Genomic DNA, 24,261 nt, shown 5'->3' on the forward strand with positions numbered 1-24,261 from the left:
CATTTTTATATAAAATTTTTTGGTAAGGTTCATTTGAATTTCAAAAACGAAAGGTAACATTTCATTTTTGAAATATTAATAGGCGGAGGAAACTGAAAATACGAATGAATAACACTTTTTAATCATTGGCATGGATATTGCAACATAAGAATGGCAGATAGAGTAAATGAGAGGTGAAGTGTTTATGGCCCGTTACGAATACGGCGGAGATGAGTTTATTTTTGTCGAACTGGCAGAAGAGATGAGCCTTGAAGTGAACTTTCAGGCGATGGCGATCACGAAACAATTAAAGGAAGAACAGATTCCGGGCATCCTGGATATTTGCCCTTCGAACGCTTCCTACATGGTTCGATTTGAACCTGAGAAAATCCATCCGGACAAGCTGATTTCAAAATTGAAAGATTTGGAGCAAACGATTTCCATCGATGACTTTGAATTATCGTCAAGAATGGTCGATGTTCCCGTTTTGTTTGAAGATCCGTGGACACATGAAACGGTGATGAGGTTTAGGGAACGGCACCAGGATCCAAACTCGACCGATTTGGAATACACCGCTCGGATCAATGGCTTCGATTCAACGGATGCCTTGATCGATGCCATGACAGGATCTCCGTATCTTGTCACGATGATCGGCTTTGTTCCCGGGCTTCCGTGGTGCTATCAGATGGTTCCGAGAGAGCAGCAGATCGAAGCGCCGAAATATGTCCGGCCCAGGACTTTTACACCTGAAAGGGCTTTCGGACTTGGCGGAGCATTCACTGTCATCTATCCGGTAGATGGAGCCGGGGGATACCAATTATTCGGAATTGCCGCTGCTCCGATTTTTGAAAAAGACAGCAAGTTATACGACTTCCAGGATACGATGACATTCCCTAAACAGGGTGACATCTTCAGATACCGGAGTGTGACAAGGGAAGAATATGATTCAATCAGAAAAGAAGTGGAAGATGGGACCTTCCGCTATCTGACGAAGGAGATCACTTTTACCCCGAAGCAAGTGCTCGATAATCCGAAAGCGTTTTCCGAAGAAGTGTTAAGGAGGTTATACTCATGATCAAAGTGAAAAATCCCGGTTTGCAAACAACCGTTCAGGATGTTGGGCGGATTGGACATTATGAAGTGGGAATGCCTCCTTCAGGGGCAATGGACCAGTTTTCATACAAAGTGGGCAACCTTCTTGTCGGAAATGATGATGGAGCGGCATCGCTGGAAATTACATATATGGGGCCTGTCCTTGAATTTGAACAGGACGCGGTCATTGCGCTGACAGGAGGGGAAATCCCTCCAAAGATCAACGGGGAATCCGTTCCCATGTGGGAGACATTATCGCTCAAGGCCGGCGATACATTGTCATTCGACTTTGTCAAAGGAGGAGCCAGGGTCTATCTTGCCGTACAGGGCGGGATCGACGTTCCCCCGGTCATGGAATCGAGATCAACCTATACATTATGCGGAATCGGGGGCTTGGACGGACGTGCGCTGCAAGAAGGCGACGAACTGAAAGTCGGAAATGATGTCATACAGCAGGTGAAAATCGGGACCCGCATTCCGGACGGAATAATACCCAAATTTTCGAAGGAGCATGAAATTCGGGTCATCATGGGCCTATGCAGCTACCGTCTGACAGAAGAAAGCAAGGAGCGTTTCTTTTCTTTGGACTGGACGGTCACTCCTGAAGCGAACCGGGTCGGCTACCGCTTTAAAGGGGAGCGCTTGAATTTCGTGGAAAGAGAGCAGCCGTTTGGCGCCGGGAGCAACCCTTCCAATGTTGTGGATCTGGGTTACCCGATCGGTTCCATTCAGGTACCGGACGGTGTCGAGCCGATCGCTTTGCTGAATGATGCTGTCACAGGAGGCGGATATGCGACAATTGCCACGATCATCAGCACAGACCTGAATAAGATGGCCCAGGCAAAGACGAATGAAAAGGTACGCTTCATCTCCGTCAATATTGATGAGGCGCTTGAAGCAAGAAAGGCAGAAAAAGACAAGATTGAACAAATAAGAGAGCAAATCCAATCACAACAGGAGGTTTAATCATGGAAGAGAACAAAACAATTATTTCACCGATTCCGGGAGTGTTTTACCGGAAGCCGGCCCCGGACAAAGAGGTGTACGTCAATGAAGGAGATTCAGTCAAAGCGGGTGATGTCATCGGTTTGGTCGAGGTCATGAAAAATTACTATGAAATCAAAGCGGAAGCGGACGGTGTGATCGATCGTTTTTTAGCGGATAATGAGCAGCTTTTGGACGCCGGACAGGAAATTGCCATTTTAAAATAAACCATTAACCTGTTTTTACAAAGGAGAAATGCCTGTGTTTTTTAAACGAATATTAATAGCAAACAGAGGAGAGATTGCCCGCAGGATTATACGTACATGCAACCGCCTCGGAATTGAATCCGTTGCTGTTTATTCCGAGGCGGATGCCGCAATGCCGTTCGTCAAAGAGGCGACGGCCGCAGTCTGTGTAGGCCCGGCTCAAGCCAAGAAAAGCTATCTTGACATAGACAACATCATCCAGGCGGCCAAAGAGACAGATGCGGATGCCATCCACCCGGGATACGGATTTTTATCAGAGAACCCTGCATTTGTGCGACGCTGTGAGGAAGAAGGGATCACGTTTATCGGGCCGGCAGCAAAAGCGATTGAACTGATGGGGAGCAAGCTCGAAGCCCGCGCCCAGATGCAGGAGGCAGGAGTTCCGGTTGTCCCTGGATCGGAAGGGCGGTTGGAGTCTGTTGAAGAAGCCGTGAGCCTTGCCGGTGAAATTGGTTATCCGCTCATGCTGAAGGCCAGCGCGGGCGGAGGCGGGATCGGCATGCAGCTTGTCCATAATGCCGAAGAACTGGAAAAAGCCTTCGATTCCACGAAACAAAGAGCCGAGTCTTTCTTTGGGGACGGGGATTTATTCCTGGAAAAATGGATTAATGAACCCCGTCATATCGAAGTTCAGATCGCAGCAGACGAACATGGAAACGTCATCCACCTGTACGAGCGGGAATGCTCCGTCCAAAGGAGAAACCAGAAAGTGGTGGAGGAGAGCCCTTCCCCGTTTTTAGATGAAAAATTAAGGAAAGAGCTGCTGCAGACGGCGATCCGCGGTGTCCAGCATATCGGGTATACGAATGTCGGGACGATGGAATTCATTTTCGATGGTGAGAGAAACTTTTACTTCCTTGAAATGAATACGCGACTTCAGGTTGAGCACCCTGTCACCGAGGAAATAACCGGTTTGGATCTGGTGGAATTGCAGCTCCAATTGGCTGCAGGTGAAGAACTTCCTTTCCAGCAGCAAAACATTAAAAAGGACGGCCACTCAATTGAATGCCGTTTGTATGCAGAAGATCCGAAAACTTATTTTCCATCTCCGGGAACAATCAAGCGATTGATTTTGCCGGAAGAGGCAAGGCTCGATTTTGCCATTGAAGAAGGAAGCCAAGTATCGCCGTTTTACGATCCGATGATCGGGAAAATCATTGTCCATGGAGACGATCGGCATCAAGCCATTGGAAAAATGCAGGCAGCACTTGAAAAGTTGGAAGTTGAAGGCATTACAACAAACCTTCCGCTTCTATATGACATTATGGAAAATGCCAGTTTTAAAAAAGGTGAGTATACAACAAAATTTTTGGATGAATTCCAGAAGGAACGCCAGGTGAGGTGATAGATAATGTACAAAGTTGATTTGAACTGTGATATGGGTGAGAGCTTTGCTCTTTATGAGATGGGAAATGACGAAGAAATGATGAAGTACATTACCTCTGCGAATATTGCATGCGGATTCCATGCGGGAGACCCGCAGGTGATGAGACGGACCGTAGAAATGGCAAAAGAACATGGAGTAGGAATTGGAGCCCACCCCGGATTCCCTGACTTGCTCGGGTTCGGGCGCCGCTATATGACGTGCACGGCGCAGGAAGTGAAGGATTATATTACGTATCAGACAGGCGCGTTAAGAGAATTTGCCCGGGCGGCCAATGTGGACATCCAGCATTGCAAGCCGCATGGCGCATTGTTCATGAAAGCAATGGAAGACAGAGAGCTTGCACGGGCAGTTTTGGAGGCAATCCACGCCGTGAATCCGGAAACGGTCGTTTTTGCCCTGAATAATTCCGAAGTATGGGAAGAAGCGAATAAAATGGGAATTCCGGTTGCGCTTGAAACTTATTCTGATCGTGAGCATACAGAAAATGGGTCGATCGTGCTGACGAGGAAGGGGCAGACAATCCAAGATTACGATGAAATGGCCCGGCGGGTTGTCCGCATGGTCAAAGAGGGGAAAGTCACTACTCACGACGGAAAAGAGGCTTCCGTCAAGGCGCAGACAATTTGCATCCACGGAGATACGCCGGGTGCTCCCGAGCTTGCCAAAGCGATAGTTTCCGCATTGAAGGCAAACGATGTGGATATTGTACCTGTCAGGGAAGTCATCGGTTAATAGAGAACTAGGAGTGATCAACTGTGAAAATAGAAAACTCTCATACATTTAAAGGCGTTTCTGTCGAAACACTTTGGAATACACTGCAAAATAAGGAGGTGTTGCAAGGGGCTTTGCCGGGATGCAAGTCGTTTGATGAAGTGGAAGATGACGTATATGATGCCGAGCTTGGCATCAACGTAGGTCCAGTTAAAGGAGTGTTCACGGCTGAAGTCCGACAGGTGGAAAAAAGGGAGCCGGAGTTTTATAAGCTGCTAGTCCATGGGAAAGGGAAACCTGGTGAAATCGATGCAGTGGCCGAAATGGGATTGAAAGATTCAGAGGCAGGGGCGGTTCTTACTTGCAGCGCAGATGTAAAAGTGACCGGTATTCTTGCTTCTGTCGGACAGCGTGTCATGGGAGGCGTAGCCAAGCTGTTGTTGGGACAATTTTTCAAAGATATTGAAAAAGAAACGAAAAAAATCGCAAACCTGTAATGATCATATCTAAATGAGGAGGCGCGGTTCATGACAAACGAAAAAATGAAGGTGAATATGACCGTCAATGGCCGGGAGCGAAGTGCAGAAGCTGAACCACGGATGCTGCTTGCCCATTTTTTGCGGGATGAGCTTGGTTTGACCGGTACACATATCGGCTGTGATACGAGCCAATGCGGAGCGTGCACAGTGATGGTGGACGGTGCTGCCGTGAAATCCTGCACGATGCTTGCTGTGCAGGCGGACGGAACAGAAGTGACGACTGTGGAAGGAATCGGCACGGTTGACAATCTGCACCCCATGCAGCAAGGATTTTGGGAGGAACATGGGCTTCAGTGCGGTTACTGTACTTCGGGGGTCATGATGGCGATGATCGGCTTGTTAAACGAAAATCCCAATCCGACTGAGAAAGAGATCCGGGAAGGGCTGGAAGGCGTTATCTGCAGATGTACAGGCTATCAGTTTATCGTGAAGGCTGTTCAAAAAGCGATACAAATCATGGCGGAAACCGATCGGCCGATACCGGCAAAAGAAGCTGTTGGGGAGGTGCGCTCGTAATGACGACTGTAGTTGGAACCAGTGTAAAAAGGAAAGAGGATCCCAAGCTGCTTACAGGGACCGGATATTTCTCTGATGATATCAAATTGCCCGGCATGCTGCATGCCGTCATATTAAGAAGCCCCCATGCCCATGCAAAAATCAAAAGCATCAATGTGGAAGAAGCATTGAAATCACCGGGTGTTGTAAAAATTTATACCGGCAAGGATTTGGAAGGGAAAATCGGAAGAATCCCTTCATCGTGGCTTGTTCCGGACAGCAATTTAAAAGAAGCGCCCCAATATCCGCTTGCCATTGACCGTGTCCGTTACGTAGGTGACGGTGTCGCCATGCTGATTGCTGAAGACAGGTATGCTGCCCGCGATGCGCTTGATCTGATAGATGTTGAATACGAGGTGCTGCCTCCTGCTGTTCATCAGAAAAAGGCGATGGAAGATGGTGCACCGCTTGTCCATGATGATATTGAAAACAATATCGCTTTCCATTGGAAGGCCGGCGAAATTCCGGAAGAAATTTTTCAAACGGCGGAAGCGGTCGTCAAGGAGAGTTTCCATGTTCAGCGGGTCGCGCCAAGCCCGATGGAAACACGCGCAGCGGTAGGACAATATCACCCGGCTACGGGAGAATTGACACTTTATTGTACATCGCAAAACCCGCATATCCACCGGATGGTTCTTTCAGGAGTTCTTGGAATTTCGGAAGCCAAGCTTCAGATCATTGTGCCTGATATGGGCGGAGGTTTTGGCGGGAAAATCGGCGTGTATCCGGATGAAGCCCTCGTCGGCTATGCCGCACGCGATCTGCAGCAGCCTGTCAAATGGATCGAACAGCGCAACGAACATTTCATGGCATCGAATCATGGCCGGGATGAAATCATTGAGGTGGAGCTTGCAGGGAGCCGCGATGGAAAATTATCGGCTATCCGGGTGAAAAATACAGCCAACATGGGAGCATACCTCTCTACAATGGGCCCGGGGGTTCCAACCATTGATTTCGGCCTCATGATTACCGGCGCCTATGATATCCCGCATGCTTCATGCGAAACGTTCGGAGTCTATACGAACACGACGCCTACGGATGCATACCGCGGAGCCGGAAAGCCGGAAGCGACTTACCAGATTGAACGGATCATCGATCTGTTTGCAAGGGAAATCGGCATGGATCCGCTTGAAATCCGGAAAAAGAATTTCACTCCAAAGGAAGCTTTTCCATATACGAATGCCCAAGGGCTTGTATATGACAGCGGAGACTATGAGAAGCCATTGAAGAAAGCTTTGGAAATCATCAATTACGAAAAGCTCCGCAAAGAGCAGGAAAACTTGCGCAAAGAAGGAAAGCTGATCGGCATCGGGTTGTCTACATACGTGGAGCTGTGCGGTTTTGGTCCATCGGCGGTCGCCGGCGCCATCGGATTCCAGGGAGGAGTCTGGGAAAACTCCACCGTCCGTGTACATCCTTCGGGAAAAGTGACTGTTTTTGCCGGAACTTCTCCGCACGGGCAGGGACATGCAACAACATTCGGACAGGTGGTAGCAGACAAGCTGGGCATTCCAATGGACGATATTGAATTCGTTTTCAATGATACAAAAGCTGTTTCCATGGGCTGGGGAACTTATGGGTCGCGTTCAACCGCTGTGGGTGGAGGCGCTGTTGCATTTGCCGCCGAGCGCGTCGTTGAAAAAGCCAAAAAGATTGCCGCCCATGAACTCGAGGTTTCTGCCGAAGACATTGATTTTGAAAATGGCGTATTTAAAGTAAAAGGCGTTCCAGGCCGCGAGCGCACCTTCCAGGAAATCGCCAGATCAGCGAACTATGCCTGGAATCTCCCGGAAGGAATGGAGCCATCCTTGGAAGGACAAGCCTTCTTTGATCCGGAGAACTTCGTTTATCCGTTCGGCACGCATATTGTTGTGGTCGAAATTGATCAGGATACAGGAGAGATTGAGCTTAAACGGTATATAGCTGTCGATGATGTCGGGCGTGTCATCAATCCGCTTACAGCATCAGGGCAGGTACATGGCGGCATAGCCCAGGGTGTAGGACAGGCCATGTGGGAAGGCATTGTCTACAACGATGAGGGACAGCTTATGTCCGGTACGTTTATGGACTATACAATGCCAAAAGCACGGTTCTTCCCCGAAATTGAAAATTCTTTTACGGAAACCTTGTCGCCTGTCAATCCATTGGGCTCCAAAGGTGTGGGAGAAACGGGAACGACCGCTTCCATTCCAGCCGTTATGAACGCGGTGGTAGATGCACTCGCACCGTTTGGCATCACCGATATTGATATGCCGCTTACCCCTGAAAAAGTATGGCGGGTAATTCAAAAAGGGAGGGAACAAGCATGATTCCTGCTAAATTTGATTATGTTCGCGCCGATTCCATTGAACAGGCCATTCAATTATTACAGGAGAGCGATGGGGAAGGCAAGCTGATCGCCGGCGGGCACAGTTTGCTCCCCCTGATGAAGTTCAGGCTGACTGAACCCGGGACTTTGATTGATATCAGCCGGATTTCCGAATTAAAAGGAGTGCACAAAGATGGGGACCGCGTCGTTGTCGGAGCAATGACCACCCATCGCGAGGCGGCCACTGATCCGGTCATTAAAGAACATATTCCAATATTGGCAGAAGCTGCACGCCAAGTCGGGGATATTCAAATCAGGAACCGCGGAACGGTCGGAGGCAATATCGCGCATGCGGATCCGGCCGCAGACCTGCCTGCAGCTGCGATTGTTCTCGATGCAGAGCTGACAATCCAAGGGGAAGAAGGCGAAGAAACGATGAGCCTTGACAGCTTCATCATCGGACCGTTGATCACGATGATGCCTGAGAACAGCATCGTTACAAGTATATCTTTTGCTATTCCTCCTTCACATACAAAATCGGCGTATTTGAAATATTTTCACCCGGCATCAGGCTATCCTGTCGTAGGGGTTGCCGCAGTTGCCGGAACAGATAGTAACGGGAAAATCGATTATGTCAGGGTGGGAATCACCGGGGCAGGAGATATGGTATTCCGGGCGGAAGCTGTAGAAGAAGCGCTGATGGGGCAAGTTCCTTCCGAATCCGTCATCGACTCGGCCGCCGGTCTTGCGGTGGAAAACGCGGATATGGGAAGCGACCTGTTTGCATTGGAAGAATATAGAGAACAGCTATGTAAAATTTATACTGCTCGCGCGTTGAAATCCGTTTTACTGTAAAAATGTTCTTTGTCTATAAAAAATGAATTCAAAAATTTAACACATAATCACGAGCAGATTTCCTAATATTTGCCGCTTTCTCAATAAACTTGGTTAATGGGTCGGACCGCCAACGCCCGCGGAAGGTTTATAACGGCGAAGCGGTCAACGGCAGAGCGAGCCAATGCCCGGAGAAGGGAGTTATCGTTGAACGCGGTCAACGGCAGAGCGAGCCAATGCCCGGAGAAGGGAGTTATCGTTGAACACGGTCAACGGCAGAGCGAGCCGATGCCCGTGGAAGGGAGTTATCGTCGAACGCGGTCAACGGCAGGGCGAGCCAATGCCTGGAGAAGGAGTTATCGTCGAACGCGGTCCACGGCAGAGGGAGCCAATGCCCGTGGAAGGGAGTTATCGTCGAACGCGGTCAACGGCAAAGCGAGCAATGCCCGTGCAGGCGCTATTTCAAAGAACACGGTCACTGATCCGGCCCTCCACTGCCCGCGCAGGAACTATTTCAAAGAATGCGGTCACTGGTCCGCCTCTCCAATGCCCGGGCGGGAGCTTTTTCAAAGAACGCGGTCACTGGTTCGGACCGCCACTGCCCGCTTTGATCAAGGTGTTTTTCTTTTCTAACCAGGGTCTGCGCTTTAACAGTGCGGCCCCTTCATTTTCAAATTAACTTTCCAAACGGGGTGATTTATATCGGCCGTCACGAACAAACAATCGAAGAAGCATTCAGGGAACAAGGGTATATCGCCGACTCGGCAACATTGACAGCACTCCATCTTGTAACAGCGCTGAACAAGCCCCTGTTGATCGAAGGCCCGGCAGGCGTCGGAAAGACGGAGCTTGCAAAGGTGCTGGCCAAGTCTTTGAATACGCGGCTGATCCGGCTGCAATGCTATGAAGGGCTTGACGCCAGTTCAGCTTTATATGAATGGAATTACGCCAAACAAATGCTCCATATCCGGTTGACTGAAAACAGTGATACTTCTTTGGCCGAAAAAGAGGCAGCCATTTTCAGCAAACCATTCCTCCTTACACGCCCCATTCTCGATGCTCTGACAGATGAGCATTCTTCACCCGTGCTTCTGATTGATGAGGTGGACAGGGCGGATGAGGAATTTGAAGCTTTTTTACTGGAGGCCCTTGCTGAATTTCAAATCACCATTCCGGAATTGGGCACCATTCAGGCGAAGCATCCGCCATACGTCATTTTGACGTCCAATCGGACCCGGGAACTGAGTGATGCGCTGCGCAGGCGCTGTCTGTATCATTGGGTTACATATCCGGATGTTGAAAAAGAGTCCGCCATCCTTCATGCCCGCATTCCAACTATCAATGATCAGCTGACAAAGCAGATCGTCAATATGATGCAGCTTGTCCGTAAGATGCCGTTAGCAAAAATTCCGGGAATAGCCGAAAGCCTCGATTGGGCTTTCGCTTTGATGGCACTGAACCAAAGTGAGCTGGACAAAGAGGCAGTACTTCAAACAATGGGCTGCTTTATCAAGGATCAGGAAGATTGGGAAACCGTTGAAAAAGAGATCAATGAGGGGAATCTTCTTTCCATGGCCAAGGTCTAAAGGAGGCTGGAACATGCTGACACGGACACTTTCCAACCATATATTAAAATTCTGCCTTCATTTGCGGGATCGGGGTTTTTTGATCGGGCCGCAGGAAACGATGGACGGCATCCGCGCCGTCCAGACGATTGATATTTTCAACAGAGACCAATTTCAGGCGTGTTTACGGCTTGTTCTCTGCTCCCGCGTGGAAGAGCAGCCTATTTTCGATCATGCTTTTAAAGAGTTCTTTTTTAACATAAAAGAAAATAGATTAAGTGAAGAATTGCTTCATTATTTGAGTGATAAAGAGAATAATGGAAGAAAAGAAAAATCCGACCAGGGAAAACCGCAGGAAAGTAAAAAAGGAATACCGGAAAAACAGGGGACGGTTCCCTCAGGATCACCGGGAATACAATCACAAGGCGGTGAAACCGCCAAAGAAGAACGGAAATTATCATGGGTTGCTTCAAGAGCAGCCTTTAAGCAGTCCGATGAATTTCAGGCCTATATCCCTCCCGATGAACTCGGGGATATGGAAAAAGCGGCTAAAATGCTTGTGAGAAAAATTGCGCTGACAAGAGCGCACTCCTGGCAATCTGCGAAAAAGGGGATCAGGCTCGATTTTCGGAAAACGATGCGCGCCAATCTTCAGACAGGCGGCTATCCTGTCCATCTATATTGGAAAAAAAGAAAAAAACAGGGTGCCAAGTTTGTGCTTTTATGCGATGCAAGCCGTTCCATGTCCCTTTATACCCAACGGTTCCTGCAGTTCGCTTATGCATTGTTAAAATGTACGAAGCATGTGGAAGTGTTTCTTTTTTCTACAAAAATCAAAAGAGTGACGGATCAGCTGCTGGATAAACGTACGGATCTCCCGGCTTTAAGCAAGCTTGAGAATTCCTGGGGCGGGGGAACCTGCATCGGTGAATCGATCTATTCGTTTGTACAGGATTACGGCCCGCAAATGCTCCATCAAGATACGGTCGTCATAATCGCCAGCGACGGCCTGGATGCCGGGGATATCAGCCGCATGGCGTGGTCGATGGGAGAGATTCAAAGAAGGACATCTTCCGTCATTTGGCTCAATCCGTTGCTGAAAATTGAAGGCTATGAACCGACGGCCCGCGGAATGAAGGCGGCACTTAAATATATCGATCTTTTTGCCGAAGCCTCCGATGCACATTCATTCCTGAAGCTTGCAAAGAAAATAAAGATTAGGAGGTAAAGAGTATGACTGAAAATGAGAAAATCATCCAGGCTGTCATAGATACCCGGGTAAAAGGCGTCAAAGCTGCCCTTGCAACGGTTGTCCGCGTGTACGGATCAGCTTACCGCCGGGAAGGGGCCAAAATGCTGATAGATGAACATGAAAATCGGATCGGCATGGTTTCAGGCGGCTGCCTCGAAGCGGATGTTGCAGAAGTGGCGAAGCAGGTGATCAGCTCCGGCACTCCCCTTTTAAAAACATATGACATGGATGAAGACCTTGTCTGGGGGCTAGGGCTGGGCTGTCCTGGTACTGTCGATATTTATATCGAGCCGGTTCCGCAAAAGAAGGATCCAGCCTTTGACCTTTGGTTGGCCACTATAAAAGAAGAGCAGCCCTGCGTTCTGGCGACCATTTTACTGGAAAAAGGCGACTCCGAGCGTATCTTCATTCCGAAAAAAGGAGCGCCGGCCGGGGATTTTTCGGATTCAACGGTTCAAGCGCATGTCATCACGATGGCACAGCAAAAGATGAAAGAAAAAAATCCGAAGTCTCTTTCCCAGTCCTTTACAATGGAGAACGGCAAGGAGATTGATATTTTTATTGATGTGTATATGCCGCCGGCTGAGCTTGTGATTTTCGGCGCCGGACATGACGCCATTCCAGTGGCCCAATACGCAGTGTCGCTCGGATGGAAAACAATCTTAGTCGATCCGCGGCCCTTCTATAACAGTGAAGAAAGATTTCCGGGAACGGTAAGGATTTTGGTCGACACTTCCAAATTGAAGGATGAAGTAAAAATCGGCGGGCATACATATGTGATCGTCATGAACCACCATATTGAAAGGGATCGGGAAACGCTGAAATATGTCTTGCCTTCACCGTCTCCATATATCGGGGTTCTCGGCCCGCGCAAGCGTCGTGTCCGGATGCTTGAGGCCATTCAAGGGGAAGGGATCCGCTTTACGGAGGAACAGCTTCGGCGGATGCACAGCCCGATTGGCCTTGATATCGGTTCGGAAACGCCTGAGGAAATTGCCATCAGCATCATGGCAGAAATCATCGCGGTGCAAAAAGGGCATCATGGAGGATTTTTGCAAGATGCAAATACGATCCACCAAGGAGCAACTGTAAACTTATGATGGAACAGACGAGTGCCATCATTCTTGCCGCCGGCACTTCATCCAGAATGGGAACAGCGAAGCAATTGCTGCCTTTAGGAGACCGCCCCATCCTGGCGCATGTCATTGAACATGTGCTTGCAGAAAACTTTTCTGAAGTCATCGCTGTAATCGGGCATGAGGCGGAAGCGATCCGGCGGGCGATTCCCGTTAAGGATGATCGGTTCCGCTGGATATTGAATGAAGATTACAGACAGGGGCAGGGAACCTCTTTAAAATTGGGCATAAGCCAAATGAGCGAACGCCATTCCAGTGTAATGGTGTTTCTTGCCGATCTTCCTTTTATTTCTCAAAAAACGATTCACGATATATATACGCAGGGAAATGCCATGCTTCAAGACATGGATGCACCGTTTGTTGTACAGCCAAGCTTTCAAGGGACCGCCGGCCATCCGGTTTTTTTCGGTCATGTAAAAACGGAATGGTTCCAGCAGGTTGAGGGTGATCAGGGTGCAAAAGCGATTATGGGCCGGTTCTCAATAAGGAAACGGGTTCCCGTTGAGGATCGGGGGGTTTTATATGACATCGATACGCCTGAAGCATATGAGGCGGCTCTGCAAAACTATCGGCAAAGTTGATGGAAAAGAGATATAATAGATGAAACACCTCTTCGGCGGAACAGGAGGGATCCTTTGATTCTTTGGAAAGACATCCTGAAACCGATTACAGCAGTGGTCGGACACGACTATTCTATCAAGTCGGCCATTCAAAAGATTACAAGTGAGCGGACCGATATCGCCTTTGTTGAAAAGCAAGGCGCACTGATAGGCTATATAACAAACAGCCATTTGCTTGAGCAGATTGGGGCAGGCCAAAGCCTTGATGAACCGATCCAATATAAGGAAGATATTTTAAAGGTTCCCGATTCGCTTCCGGTCGAATTTTTTCATAATGTGACGACGGTCATCGGAGTTGATTCAAGCGGAGGCGTCACCGGTTATAGTACGGTCAAGAATGCCCGCCATCAAATCAATGAACTGCAATTGATCCATTTAAATGAGATCATCCATGGGGCGGGTGTAGGAATTATCAGGACGAACAGCCAATTTAAAATCGAATTTATGAACGAAACAGCGGAAAGATTTTTGGGGCTGCCCGGGTCTTTTCTATTATCCCGCAATTATAAAGCACTGTTGACGATGGAAAAAGATTTGCAGAGGGTGCTGGATGGGGAAACGCTTGTAAGCGTGAACAGCACGATCAATTTTAAACAAATGAGCGGCAACTTTTATCCGCTGAAAATAGATGGGAACATCACAGGACTTGTACATATGTTTTACCTCCGGGAGGAATTCGAAGAGGCCGTCCAGGAATTGGACTTTGTCAGGCATCTGTATTCCGACCTGCAGGCGGTGTATGATTCCTCCAATGAGCAGATTTTGGTCATTGACGAAAAAGGGACAATCCTTCGTGTGGCCGGTCAGTTTTTGAGCAGCTTTTGGAAAACGAAGGAAGCCGATCAGATCATCGGAAAGCAAATCGAGGATTTCACAAGGCGGAATATTTTTCAGCCGAATATATTTGAATTATGTGTCAAACAGGGGAAGAAGGTCACTTCCATTCAGCAGTCCTCCGGAAAAACCCGAATTTGGTCCGTAGCTACGCCTGTTTATCATGAAGGAAAGCTGGAAAAAGTGGTCATTCTTTCACGGGATATCACATCGACGGCGCCAATTAATGCCGAAACAGAGTTGAATCCGGAGCTCTTTGAAACTGAAACGGAGAAAAAACAGTTGGTTTACCGTTCAGGCAAAATTGCTTCCTTATTGAATAACCTTCGGAGAGCCGCCAAGATGAATTCTACGATTCTTCTTGAAGGCGAATCAGGAGTAGGCAAGGAAATTTTCGCGCATGAAATCCACTTTGCCAGCCAACGGAAGGACTGCCCCTTCATTCGGGTCAACTGCGGCGCCATTCCTGAGCAGCTGATCGAAAGCGAACTGTTCGGTTATGAAAAAGGTGCCTTTACGGGTGCTGACCGCAGAGGGAAGGCAGGCCTGTTTGAGCGGGCTCATACGGGAACGATTTTTCTTGATGAAATTGGTGACCTTCCGCTGAATATGCAGGTAAAATTGCTCCGCGTCATACAAGAACGGGAAATGGCTCGGATTGGCGGCACGGAAACCATTCCGATTGATGTCCGCATCATCGCAGCCACGAATAAAGACTTGAAAGCAATGGTGGCAAAGGGTGATTTCCGGGAAGATCTCTTCTACCGATTGAATGTCATTCCTTTTTGCATCCCTCCGCTGCGCGAAAGGAAAGAAGATATTTTTCCACTGGCGGTTTATTTCCTGGAGGAGTTCAAGCGGACGTACAACATCGAAAAGAGCTTTACTCCCGATGCGATTTCAGTGCTGGAAATGTACGGATGGCCGGGAAACATCAGGGAGCTTGAAAATATTGTGGAAAGATTAATTGTATTAAGCCAGGAAGAATGGATCGACCGCGAAGTTGTTTTGAAGGTTCTGTATGGTGAGGAAGAAGCTAAGAAGAAACAGCCGCTCGTACTGGAGATGATGCCGCTTAAAGAGGCGGTAGCCGAACTGGAAACGCAGCTGATTGAACTGGGGATGAGAAAGTACGGAACGGCGGCAAAAGTGTCTGAAATATTAGGGGTAAGCCCCGCCACCATCAGCAGACGGATGAAAAAGATCAAAAAATAGAGGTGGAGACGTTGTTTACATTGCCTGAAACGAATTTTAATTTTGGCGGTGACGAGTATATATATGCCGAGATTTCCCGTGACATGAGGGTAGAGAGCAATTTTAAGGCATTGGCCATTACCGCTGAACTGAGAAAAAGAAACATTCCGGGCATTACGGACATTGTTTCCTCCAACGCCTCTTATTTGGTCCGCTATAACCCTGACATCATTTCAGCGCGGGATCTGCTGGACTTTTTAAGGGAAATCGATTTGACGAAAAGCGATCCGAAAGAATTGAACCTGTCAGTGCGGATCGTCGAGATTCCGGTCTGGTATGATGATCCGGTGACAGGGGAGTATTCCGAACGGTTCAAAAGCAGGCATGATTCTCCCGAAATAACAAACTTTGAATATGTGATGCGGACAAATGGATTTAAGAGTAAGGAGGCTTTTATAGAAAAACATTCAAGCACTCCCTACCTGATTACGATGGTTGGCTTTCTTCCCGGAACCGCTTGGCATTTTCCGCTTGGCATCCAGCCCGAAGATATGATCCAGGCACCGAAGTACGCAAGTCCCCGAACGGATACGCCTGCTAGAAGCATCGGGATCGGAGGAGCATTCAATGTCATATACCCTGTTAACGGACCGGGAAGCTACCAGCTTATCGGCATGTCCGCTGTCCCTGTTGTGGATCATGAAAAATATTTGCCTGAACTGGAATCCTATTTTTTGGCACGTCCGGGTGACATTTGGAAATACAGATCCGTCGGCGAGTCCGAATACGTGCGGATCCGTGAAGCTGTGGAGGCAGGGACGTATAAATACCGGATGAAAAATATAGACCTGTCTCCCTTGGAATATGCTGAAAGAGGAAATGAATACATCCGTGAATTGACAGGAGACTTTTAACATGATAGAAATCATTGAACCGGGACTATGGACCACCGTGCAGGATCTGGGCCGGCTGGGAAACTATCATTTAGGTGTGCCGCCATCAGGTGCAGCAGATAAATTTTCATTCATGGCCGGAAATCTCCTTATAGGAAATCCGGTTGACTTCGCCGGGCTGGAAATGACTTTATTCGGCGGGAGAATGGTATTTCACAAAAATACAGTCATCGCTTTGACCGGGGCTCCGATGGAAGCCTTGATCAATGGGCGTCCGATGGAATTTTGGAGAGCTGCGGAGGTTCGGGAAGGAGATGTCCTTACCCTGAATGCATGCTGGGAGGGAGTAAAAGCTTTTTTATGTGTGTCCGGCGGGATTGATGTTCCGGAAGTGCTTGGAAGCCGATCGACCTATGAATTAAGTAAAATCGGCGGATTTAAAGGAAGAAAATTGGAGAAAGGTGACAAGGTAAGCATGAATGAACCGTTACCCGGAGTTTTCAAACAGGCTGGCAAATCCGTTCCGCAAGAATTTATCCCGGGTTTCAGCCGGTCACAGGAAATCAGGGTAACGATGGGGATCAAAGGACACATGATCAGCGACCAGGGATTGAAGGCATTTCTTAATTCGGAATGGACCGTTTTGCCCGAATCAAATCGGGTTGCCTATCGGTATACCGGGGCAAAGGTTTCTTTTATAGAGGAAGAGCCCCCATTTGGAGCAGGCAGCAGTTTTACAAATGTCGTAGACTTTGCCTATCCCATCGGCGGAATTATGTTCCCGAATGAAGAAGAGCTGATCGTTTTGCAAAATGATGCAACGACGGGCGGCGGATTTGTTACGATAGGTACGGTCATCAGCCAAGATTTGGATCTGATTGCCCAGTCCCGTCCGCTTTCTACATGCAGGTTTACAGCCATCACACTTGACCAGGCTATCGAGGTAAGGAGAGAGCGGAAAGAGAGGCTGGCGCGGTTGGAAGAACTGTTAAAAAGATAAATAGAAAGGTGATTGAAATGAGCAAATGCAATATTGACCATTCTCTTGAAAGTGTGGTTGCCAAGCTTGAAAGCCAGGCAGAATTTTTGCCTGGGGGTCTGGCAGAAGAACTAGGACAATTTTTAAGCAGTGATCAACCGCAGGATACCTTGAATGAAGTATTTCACTTATTGAAGAAATATGATCTGGCTTCTGCGGAAGAGAGAACAGAGAGGGATCGGAAGCTGGAGCAGTATATCAAATAAAAAGGGTATAATGCAGACCAAATGGCAGTTAAAGGTGAAAGGAAAATAATCTTATATTCTTTCAAAAATTATTGCGGGATAGGTAGAAGTTTACGGGTCTCATGAAGGATAAGGAAATAAGTGCTAAGCGGAAACGTATAAGTTTCCGCTCAGTTTATTTTTAAGAACACAATCAATTTATTATTTTATCTCGAAAATTCCTTTTCTATTTCCTCGATAACTTCTTTGGCTATATCCAAAAACATTTCAACCGCTTCCTTTTTTACATTGTTTTTCACTGTCACCATATTTAAGGTGGTGGTGATGGGTGGATCAGAAAGCTCCGCCAATGGAGGGAGAGCAACCCCGACGCTTTTTAAAACGGATTTAGGAGGAAACGCTATTCCCATTCCTGCGTTAACCATTCCCAGCATAGGAAGGGTTTCCGTTCCCCAGTAGATGATATTTGGGGTAATCCCTCTTTTCTTACATTCCATGATTATAGTGTCCGAAATATTATATTCAAAGGAAGAATGGTGAAGGAGAAATTTTTCATCCTTTAATTCTTCCAACCTTACGGATTTTTTTCCTTCAAGTGGATGGCCGGGAGGCAGCGCAACCATCACCGGTTCGGTAAACAGCTTAGTTGTGATTAAATCGTCCCTATTATAAACATTCCGCACGATGCCTATATCGAGCTTATGAAAGCGCAGATGTTCGAGAATGTAAGGGGGTGATCCTTCCTTTACATGAGTCACGATATTGATGGAGTGATCATTCATTCGTTTGATCACTTCCGGGATTAATGAAAAATTGGCCACTGCGGCACATCCGATAGATACAGTTCCGCGATGGTCCTGCTGAAATTCCCGTGCTTCCTGAAGAATAGCCTCTGAACTCGCCAACAGCTCTATTCCCCGCTGATAGACCAATTGGCCGGAGTCTGTCAAATATAGGCGTTTTCCTTCCCTTCTGAATAATTGTATTCCAATTTCATCTTCGAATTTTTTCAACAGCATACTTAAAGGCGGCTGAGTCATATTAAGGGCCTTGGCTGCTTTTGACACGGTTCCATTTTCAACGACAGCGATAAAATACTTCAGCTTTTGAATATCCATGAAAATCACCTATATATATAAAATGTATATTTATTAATTTTATTATATATTTTACATTTATAAAAATTCAAGATAATATTTAAATATAAATAGCACTCTTGGCATTCTTAGTTAGGAAGATAGATTGAAAACGCTGTACTTTTTCGGAACGGAATGCCAAACATGTAAATAATTTGAACGGTTTGGGGGAATAAAAAGTGGATTCTTTATCCATGTGGGAGGCAACAGCTGGTGAACGGAAAAGCCGGCCGGCACTGGTGGACGACAAGCATTGTGATGTGCTGATTATCGGCGGTGGATTTTCAGGTCTGTCGACTTCTTATCACTTGCAAAAAATGGGACATAAAACGATTGTATTGGAAAAGAATACGGTCGGATATGGCGCCAGTGGAAGAAACGGCGGTGAGCTGCTTTCTGGATATCATGGCACGATGGAATCATTTGCGCAGAAAAAAGGCTTTGAAACGGCAAAAACTATGTGGGAGCTATCCCTTGACTCTATCGATTTGGTAGAAAACATATCAAATGAAAACGGGATCTCTTGTGACCTTGTAAGAAAAGGGGATATCCGCCCCGCTTACAAAATCTCTCATTTGGATAGATTCAAAAGAGATCAGGAATATCTGGCGGAGAAGTTAAATTTTCACGAAATATCAATCATTGGCCGATCCGAAATGAAAACTGAATTGAATACAGATTTTTACCATGGAGCACGGATCAATGAAAGGGGAGCACATTTCCATCCGTTGAAATTCGCCCTCGGCCTTGCAGATGCGGTAGAGAATTTGGGCGGTACAATATTCGAGAATTCAGAAGCTGTTCATATTCAAAAAGACTCAGCGAGCAAGGCCATCGTCACAACGCCCAAGGGACGGGTCATAGCAGACGAAGTGGTAATAGTGACAAATGCCTATGCAGGAAACCTGAATAAGACGTTAAAAAAATCGGTCATTCCTGTGGAAAGTATCATGATTGCCACCGAACCATTGACAGAAGAACTTATGCAGGATTTAATACCAAAAAATCGGGCTGTCTCTGATTCAAAGAACCTATTATACTATTTCAGAAGAACAGCCGACAACCGCATGGCTTTCGGAGGTTCAGGAAGAGCATTTGGCAAGAAGGCCCAAAGGATGCTGTTCGATAATTTGCGGGAAGGCATGGTCACTGTTTTTCCTCAATTGAAGGATGCGCGTGTCGAGTACCGCTGGGGAGGAAAAGTCGGATTTACCCAGGATTTTCTTCCATATATCGGCCAGTTGGAAGACGGAACCCATTTCGCCTTCGGTTATTGCGGTAAGGGAGCAGCCATGGCCGTCATGGCAGGAAAAGTTCTTGCCGAAACCATTAGCCATCCTGAGCGTGTGAATAACCCGCTCAAAAAAGAAAACTTGCGCCCGATTCCTTTTCACAGCCAGCACGCAAAGGGTGTGGGACTCATGAAATTTTATATGGCATTTCAGGATAAGTACGGGAAATAAGGCTTGCGGGTTCTCCGCAGGCTTTTTTCTTAAGTGGAAAAATATCGTGCCCTGAGAACAGCCCAAATCTGTCATAATAGAGATAGCAAATTGCTTATGGCAGGTGAGAGGGGCTGAACATAAACATGAACTTTGAAACCATTATTGTCGGAGCGGGCTCCATGGGGATGGCCGCGGGATATTTTCTTGCAAGCCAAGGAAAGAAGGTGCTGCTGATCGATGCCTTCGATCCTCCGCATACAGAGGGTTCCCATCATGGAGAGACAAGGATTATCCGCCATGCCTACGGCGAGGGGGAAAATTATGTTCCGATGGCGCTCAGGGCACAAGAGCTGTGGCTTGCGCTTGAAGAAAAATCAAATAAAAAACTTTTTCTTAAAACCGGCGTATTAAATGCTGGAGACCCGGATTCCCAGTTTATTAAAAATGTCAAAAAGAGCGCGCAAAACTATTCGTTGCCTGTTGAAGTGATGACTGCAGCGGAAATGAATGAAAAGTGGCCGGGATTCCGATTCCCAAATGATTACGTCGGCTGTTTTGAAAAAAATTCCGGTGTGCTCATGGTTGAAGAATGTGTTCGGGCGTACCGTGAATTAGCCGAGAAAGCCGGCGCAGTCCTAAGGACAAACACGATTGTAAAATCAATCGAAGCTGCTGGCTCTTCGGTTACAGTAAAAACGGACAGCGAAACGTTTACAGGTGAAAAAATGATTGTCACTGCCGGAAAAGGGACAGGTCCCATCCTTTCCACTTTGGGACTCGAGTTGCCGCTTCAGCCGTTGAGAAAAACTTTCTCCTGGTTCGACTCTGATGAAAATATTTATCGTGAAGGCAAATTCCCGGCTTTTGCGGTCAATTATCCGGATTCGGATGAACTGTATTATGGGTTTCCAAGCATTGATGAAGCGGGTGTGAAAATCGGCCGCCACGACGAAGGGCAGCCTGTGCAGCCGTGGGCGAAACTTGCCGGCTATGGTGCATTCCCGGAAGATGAGGGGGACGTAACGGGATTCGCCGATCAGTTCATGTCACAAAAGCTTCCGGTGAAATACGGTAAAACATGTGTCTACACTAATACGCCCGACAGCGATTTTATTATTGACAAGCATCCGGAATTTAAAAATATATTCTTTGCCTGCGGATTTTCCGGCCACGGATTCAAATTCGCCAGTGCCGTCGGAGAGATTTTGAGCCAGCTGGCAGTGGATGGAAAAAGCAAACTGGACATTTCGGACTTTTCAATGGAAAGGTTTAAATAAGTGAGCCGCTTGTCAGCGGCTTTTGCCATTTTGAGTGAAAAAACTTTATTTCGAATAACATTTAAAAGTGAAGGAATGGCTTATACGTCTGCAGATAGTGATATTCTGTATTAAATTTTATCTACCCTTTGCAAGAAAATTCTATATAATAGGTTTAAGTAAGGGCACTGCAGTGTTCCCGCGGTGCCCATTAAAAGATGGAGGCGAAACATTCAATGTCTAATGATCCTGAGATTTTATTGGATAAGGAAAAAGAAAATCAGCCAAAAATAAAGGTGGAAAGAAAGGAAGGGGAACCAACCCCTGCTTTCAAAGGGGCTTCCTGGGCGGCGCTGTTAGTAGGAGTTACGGCTTATCTCATAGGCTTGTATAATGCCGCAATGCAACTGAACGAAAAAGGATATTACTTTGCGGTTTTGATATTCGGGCTCTATTCAGCGGTATCTTTACAAAAAGCGGTAAGAGATAAAGATGAGGGAATACCGGTTACAAATATTTATTATGGGATTAGCTGGTTTGCACTTATTGTATCGATTGCGTTAATGGCCATCGGTTTATACAATGCAGGAAGCATTGTTCTAAGCGAAAAGGGATTTTATGGAATGGCATTTGTCCTTAGTTTGTTTGCAGCCATAACCGTTCAGAAGAATATTAGAGATACACAGAAAGCAAGAGAAAGAGATTGATTGTCTTAATAAATGAGCACTTTACTATTGTAAGAGGGTTTTCAATTGAAAATCCTTTTTTTGTTGTTTTCAAATGATGATGTGAATTCATCTCCGGATTGACGGTCGCTTTAACGGATTAAAAGGTTGATGCTATAAAGAAAAAACGCGTTGAAGCATGTGTTTGCGCGGAATTTTCATTTGTATTAAGCTGGCAATGAATAAGTGGATTTTTATAAAAATTGCTCTAAAAAAGGATAAAGGAGCTGTAGATAATGACAATGACAGAGACAAAGCAATTTGATGCCGAATCGCAGTTTCCCATGCTTCAGATTGTGGATCATGAGGGAAATCTTGTGAATGACGCGTTTAAAGGTGAAATCACAAAGGAAATGGTTCAAAGGTTTTACCGGCAGCTTAAGACGATGCGGCTATTTGACAGGAAAGCGGTAAACCTTCAGCGCCAGGGGCGTTTGGGAACTTATCCGCCGTTTGAAGGGCAGGAAGCGGCCCAAGTTGGAAGCGCTTTAGCCCTTGGTGACAAAGATTGGATGTTTCCGACTTACAGGGATCATGCGGCTATGATTACATTTGCAAACTCTTATTATATTTTATCGAATTGGAATGGCCGGATTGAGGGGAATGTACCGCCAAACGGCAAAAAGATCCTCCCGCCGTCTGTACCGATTGCCACACAGCTTCCGCTTGCAGCAGGTGCAGGAATGGCGGCCAAATATAAAGGGGATGCAACAGTTTCTATTGCCTATTTCGGGGATGGAGCCACATCTGAGGGCGATTTCCATGAAGGGATGAATTTTGCAAGCGTATTCAAAGCGCCTGTCGTGTTTTTCAACCAGAACAATGGTTATGCGATTTCTGTTCCGATTGAAAGACAGATGAATTCCAAAACAATCGCCCAAAAATCGTTAGCTTACGATATGCCGGGTGTCCGCATTGACGGGAACGATATTTTCGCAGTTTACTTTGAAACGAAAAAGGCGTTGGAGCGTGCGCGGAGCGGCGAAGGCCCGACATTAATTGAAGCGGTTACATGGAGATATGGCGCCCATACAACAGCGGATGACCCGAAAAAATACCGCGATCAGCAGGAAAGTGAAGAACGTAGAAAGTATGACCCGGTCACACGCCTTGAGCTGTTCATGAAGAAGAATGGCTATTGGGACGAAGCTTGGGCACAGAAAATCGAAGAAGAAGCAACGGAGGAGATCGAGGCCGCGGTCAAAGAAATGGAAATGATGCCTCCGCCGGATGTAAACGATCTTTATGATCATATGTTTGAAAAAGCTCCATGGCCGATTGCAGAACATAAACAACAATATTTGGAACATTTGAGAGGTGAGAAATAGGATGCTTGCTACTGCGACAAAACAAATGACGCTGATTCAGGCAGTTACGGACGGTTTGCGAACGATGCTGAAAGAAAATGAGGAAGTGCTTGTTCTAGGGGAGGATGTTGGAAAAAATGGCGGCGTTTTCAGGGCGACGGATGGACTTCAGGAAGAATTCGGAGAAGACCGGATCATTGATACGCCGTTGAGTGAAGCGGGAATCATCGGCACATCCATCGGGATGGCGATGTACGGGTTGAAGCCGGTAGCGGAAATTCAATTCCTGGGCTTCGTTTATCCGGCCTATGAGCAGATCATGACCCATGCAACCCGCATGCGCTATCGTTCTATGGGGAATTTTACGGTACCCATGGTGATCCGCGCGCCATACGGGGCTGGGGTGCGGGCCCCGGAGATCCACTCGGACAGTGTGGAAGCACTATTCACCCATATGCCCGGGATCAAGGTGGTTTGCCCGTCAAATCCTTATGATGCCAAAGGACTCCTCATATCAGCCATTGAAGATCCCGACCCGGTCCTGTTTTTGGAATCACTTCGTCTGTACCGCTCGGTAAAAGGAGAGGTGCCGGAAGGAAAATATACCGTGGAAATCGGAAAAGGGGCCCGCTTGAAAGAAGGCGATGACGTCACGATTATCGCTTGGGGAGCGATGATCCCGATCGCTATGAAAGCTGCGGAAGAGGCGGAGAAAAAAGGCATCACCTGCGATGTGATTGACTTGCGGACCTTATATCCGATTGACAAAGACATCATTGCCGAATCGGTTCAAAAGACGGGACGCTGCGTCGTTGTCCATGAAGCGCACGGTACCGGCGGGCTCGGAAATGATATCGTTTCGATCATCAATGATACATCTTTCTTATATATGAAAGCTCCGATTGAGCGGGTCACGGGGGCAGACGTCCATGTTCCATTCTGGGCTTTGGAAGAACATTACCTGCCTACTCCTGCACGTGTCAAAGAAGCGATTGACAAAGTCATCAATTTTTAAGGAG

Annotated in this window: 23 protein-coding genes; 22 read left to right on the forward strand and 1 reads right to left on the reverse strand. The window is 47.2% G+C overall.

Translation table 11 applies throughout. The features are described from left to right. Window positions 1–166: 166 nt before the first annotated feature. The 17 genes from D4N35_RS07725 to D4N35_RS07805 all read left to right on the forward strand — a co-directional run bounded on the left by D4N35_RS07725 (window position 167) and on the right by D4N35_RS07805 (window position 17,394). Window positions 167–1,054, forward strand: coding sequence for a 5-oxoprolinase subunit B family protein (locus tag D4N35_RS07725; protein ID WP_164876310.1), 888 nt, complete (start codon window positions 167–169; stop codon window positions 1,052–1,054). Continuing rightward, on the forward strand, window positions 1,051–2,037 hold the full coding sequence (locus D4N35_RS07730; protein ID WP_120072154.1) for a 5-oxoprolinase subunit C family protein: 987 nt from the start codon (window positions 1,051–1,053) through the stop codon (window positions 2,035–2,037). The genes D4N35_RS07725 and D4N35_RS07730 overlap by 4 nt, the downstream gene beginning before the upstream one ends. A 2-nt stretch (window positions 2,038–2,039) precedes the next feature. Then, window positions 2,040–2,282 (forward strand): acetyl-CoA carboxylase, encoded by a 243-nt coding sequence (locus D4N35_RS07735; protein WP_120072156.1) that lies wholly within the window; start codon window positions 2,040–2,042, stop codon window positions 2,280–2,282. A 28-nt stretch (window positions 2,283–2,310) separates the two neighbouring features. Continuing rightward, a complete protein-coding gene (locus D4N35_RS07740) occupies window positions 2,311–3,666 on the forward strand; it encodes an acetyl-CoA carboxylase biotin carboxylase subunit (protein WP_120072158.1) in 1,356 nt (451 codons plus the stop codon). Between the two features lie 6 nt (window positions 3,667–3,672). Further along, on the forward strand, window positions 3,673–4,440 hold the full coding sequence (locus tag D4N35_RS07745; protein ID WP_120072160.1) for a LamB/YcsF family protein: 768 nt from the start codon (window positions 3,673–3,675) through the stop codon (window positions 4,438–4,440). 23 nt (window positions 4,441–4,463) lie between these two features. Beyond that, a complete protein-coding gene (locus D4N35_RS07750; RefSeq protein ID WP_120072162.1) occupies window positions 4,464–4,916 on the forward strand; it encodes an SRPBCC family protein in 453 nt (150 codons plus the stop codon). Window positions 4,917–4,946: 30 nt separating this feature from the next. Next, window positions 4,947–5,474, forward strand: coding sequence for a (2Fe-2S)-binding protein (locus D4N35_RS07755; protein WP_120072164.1), 528 nt, complete (start codon window positions 4,947–4,949; stop codon window positions 5,472–5,474). After that, window positions 5,474–7,822, forward strand: a complete 2,349-nt coding sequence (locus D4N35_RS07760) for a xanthine dehydrogenase family protein molybdopterin-binding subunit (protein ID WP_120072166.1) — start codon at window positions 5,474–5,476, stop codon at window positions 7,820–7,822. Before D4N35_RS07755 ends, D4N35_RS07760 begins: the two co-directional genes overlap by 1 nt. Then, window positions 7,819–8,676 (forward strand): FAD binding domain-containing protein, encoded by an 858-nt coding sequence (locus tag D4N35_RS07765; protein ID WP_120072168.1) that lies wholly within the window; start codon window positions 7,819–7,821, stop codon window positions 8,674–8,676. The genes D4N35_RS07760 and D4N35_RS07765 overlap by 4 nt, the downstream gene beginning before the upstream one ends. A gap of 632 nt (window positions 8,677–9,308) precedes the next feature. Beyond that, a complete protein-coding gene (locus D4N35_RS07770) occupies window positions 9,309–10,241 on the forward strand; it encodes an AAA family ATPase (protein WP_235870327.1) in 933 nt (310 codons plus the stop codon). Between the two features lie 13 nt (window positions 10,242–10,254). After that, the gene (locus D4N35_RS07775) at window positions 10,255–11,448 is read left to right on the forward strand and encodes a vWA domain-containing protein (RefSeq protein ID WP_164876311.1); all 1,194 of its coding nucleotides are present in this window, start codon (window positions 10,255–10,257) and stop codon (window positions 11,446–11,448) included. A gap of 5 nt (window positions 11,449–11,453) precedes the next feature. After that, window positions 11,454–12,572, forward strand: coding sequence for an XdhC family protein (locus D4N35_RS07780; RefSeq protein WP_120072174.1), 1,119 nt, complete (start codon window positions 11,454–11,456; stop codon window positions 12,570–12,572). Beyond that, on the forward strand, window positions 12,569–13,189 hold the full coding sequence (locus D4N35_RS07785; protein ID WP_120072176.1) for a nucleotidyltransferase family protein: 621 nt from the start codon (window positions 12,569–12,571) through the stop codon (window positions 13,187–13,189). Before D4N35_RS07780 ends, D4N35_RS07785 begins: the two co-directional genes overlap by 4 nt. 54 nt (window positions 13,190–13,243) lie before the next feature. After that, complete coding sequence (locus D4N35_RS07790; RefSeq protein ID WP_120072179.1) at window positions 13,244–15,277, forward strand: sigma 54-interacting transcriptional regulator; 2,034 nt, start codon at window positions 13,244–13,246, stop codon at window positions 15,275–15,277. A gap of 2 nt (window positions 15,278–15,279) precedes the next feature. Then, entirely contained in the window at window positions 15,280–16,170 is an 891-nt protein-coding gene (locus D4N35_RS07795) for a 5-oxoprolinase subunit B family protein (protein WP_235870329.1), read from the forward strand. 1 nt (window position 16,171) lies between these two features. Beyond that, window positions 16,172–17,149: a 5-oxoprolinase subunit C family protein gene (locus D4N35_RS07800; RefSeq protein ID WP_120072183.1), complete on the forward strand. Its 978-nt coding sequence runs from the start codon at window positions 16,172–16,174 to the stop codon at window positions 17,147–17,149. A 17-nt stretch (window positions 17,150–17,166) separates the two neighbouring features. Beyond that, a complete protein-coding gene (locus D4N35_RS07805) occupies window positions 17,167–17,394 on the forward strand; it encodes a group-specific protein (RefSeq protein WP_120072185.1) in 228 nt (75 codons plus the stop codon). A 185-nt stretch (window positions 17,395–17,579) separates the two neighbouring features. Here the strand turns inward: D4N35_RS07805 and D4N35_RS07810 are convergent, their stop codons facing one another. Next, window positions 17,580–18,491, reverse strand: coding sequence for a LysR family transcriptional regulator (locus D4N35_RS07810; RefSeq protein WP_120072187.1), 912 nt, complete (start codon window positions 18,489–18,491; stop codon window positions 17,580–17,582). Between the two features lie 197 nt (window positions 18,492–18,688). Between D4N35_RS07810 and D4N35_RS07815 the strand changes: the two genes are divergently transcribed. From D4N35_RS07815 to D4N35_RS07835, 5 genes are all read left to right on the forward strand, one after another. After that, window positions 18,689–19,972 carry an NAD(P)/FAD-dependent oxidoreductase gene (locus D4N35_RS07815; RefSeq protein WP_120072190.1) on the forward strand — a complete coding sequence of 428 codons (1,284 nt, stop codon included), beginning with the start codon at window positions 18,689–18,691 and terminating at the stop codon, window positions 19,970–19,972. A 125-nt stretch (window positions 19,973–20,097) separates the two neighbouring features. Beyond that, the gene (gene solA, locus D4N35_RS07820) at window positions 20,098–21,231 is read left to right on the forward strand and encodes an N-methyl-L-tryptophan oxidase (RefSeq protein ID WP_120072192.1); all 1,134 of its coding nucleotides are present in this window, start codon (window positions 20,098–20,100) and stop codon (window positions 21,229–21,231) included. Between the two features lie 215 nt (window positions 21,232–21,446). Further along, complete coding sequence (gene yiaA / locus D4N35_RS07825) at window positions 21,447–21,917, forward strand: inner membrane protein YiaA (protein WP_120072194.1); 471 nt, start codon at window positions 21,447–21,449, stop codon at window positions 21,915–21,917. Between the two features lie 254 nt (window positions 21,918–22,171). Continuing rightward, window positions 22,172–23,263, forward strand: coding sequence for a pyruvate dehydrogenase (acetyl-transferring) E1 component subunit alpha (gene pdhA, locus D4N35_RS07830; protein ID WP_120072196.1), 1,092 nt, complete (start codon window positions 22,172–22,174; stop codon window positions 23,261–23,263). A 1-nt stretch (window position 23,264) separates the two neighbouring features. Next, window positions 23,265–24,257: an alpha-ketoacid dehydrogenase subunit beta gene (locus D4N35_RS07835; RefSeq protein ID WP_120072198.1), complete on the forward strand. Its 993-nt coding sequence runs from the start codon at window positions 23,265–23,267 to the stop codon at window positions 24,255–24,257. Window positions 24,258–24,261 lie beyond the last annotated feature (4 nt).

The organism is Siminovitchia fortis (genome assembly GCF_003605365.2).
Lineage (GTDB): Bacteria > Bacillota > Bacilli > Bacillales > Bacillaceae_C > Siminovitchia > Siminovitchia fortis.

Coding starts and splice junctions, on each gene's coding strand:
- D4N35_RS07760 (WP_120072166.1), top strand. CDS start 5,474: ATGACGACTGTAGTTGGAACCAGTGTAAAAAGGAAAGAGGATCCCAAG.
- D4N35_RS07745 (WP_120072160.1), top strand. CDS start 3,673: ATGTACAAAGTTGATTTGAACTGTGATATGGGTGAGAGCTTTGCTCTT.
- D4N35_RS07780 (WP_120072174.1), top strand. CDS start 11,454: ATGACTGAAAATGAGAAAATCATCCAGGCTGTCATAGATACCCGGGTA.
- D4N35_RS07725 (WP_164876310.1), top strand. CDS start 167: ATGAGAGGTGAAGTGTTTATGGCCCGTTACGAATACGGCGGAGATGAG.
- solA (WP_120072192.1), top strand. CDS start 20,098: ATGAACTTTGAAACCATTATTGTCGGAGCGGGCTCCATGGGGATGGCC.
- D4N35_RS07835 (WP_120072198.1), top strand. CDS start 23,265: ATGCTTGCTACTGCGACAAAACAAATGACGCTGATTCAGGCAGTTACG.
- D4N35_RS07765 (WP_120072168.1), top strand. CDS start 7,819: ATGATTCCTGCTAAATTTGATTATGTTCGCGCCGATTCCATTGAACAG.
- D4N35_RS07805 (WP_120072185.1), top strand. CDS start 17,167: ATGAGCAAATGCAATATTGACCATTCTCTTGAAAGTGTGGTTGCCAAG.
- pdhA (WP_120072196.1), top strand. CDS start 22,172: ATGACAATGACAGAGACAAAGCAATTTGATGCCGAATCGCAGTTTCCC.
- D4N35_RS07730 (WP_120072154.1), top strand. CDS start 1,051: ATGATCAAAGTGAAAAATCCCGGTTTGCAAACAACCGTTCAGGATGTT.
- D4N35_RS07810 (WP_120072187.1), bottom strand. CDS start 18,491: ATGGATATTCAAAAGCTGAAGTATTTTATCGCTGTCGTTGAAAATGGA.
- D4N35_RS07740 (WP_120072158.1), top strand. CDS start 2,311: ATGCCTGTGTTTTTTAAACGAATATTAATAGCAAACAGAGGAGAGATT.
- D4N35_RS07800 (WP_120072183.1), top strand. CDS start 16,172: ATGATAGAAATCATTGAACCGGGACTATGGACCACCGTGCAGGATCTG.
- D4N35_RS07735 (WP_120072156.1), top strand. CDS start 2,040: ATGGAAGAGAACAAAACAATTATTTCACCGATTCCGGGAGTGTTTTAC.
- D4N35_RS07755 (WP_120072164.1), top strand. CDS start 4,947: ATGACAAACGAAAAAATGAAGGTGAATATGACCGTCAATGGCCGGGAG.
- yiaA (WP_120072194.1), top strand. CDS start 21,447: ATGTCTAATGATCCTGAGATTTTATTGGATAAGGAAAAAGAAAATCAG.
- D4N35_RS07775 (WP_164876311.1), top strand. CDS start 10,255: ATGCTGACACGGACACTTTCCAACCATATATTAAAATTCTGCCTTCAT.
- D4N35_RS07785 (WP_120072176.1), top strand. CDS start 12,569: ATGATGGAACAGACGAGTGCCATCATTCTTGCCGCCGGCACTTCATCC.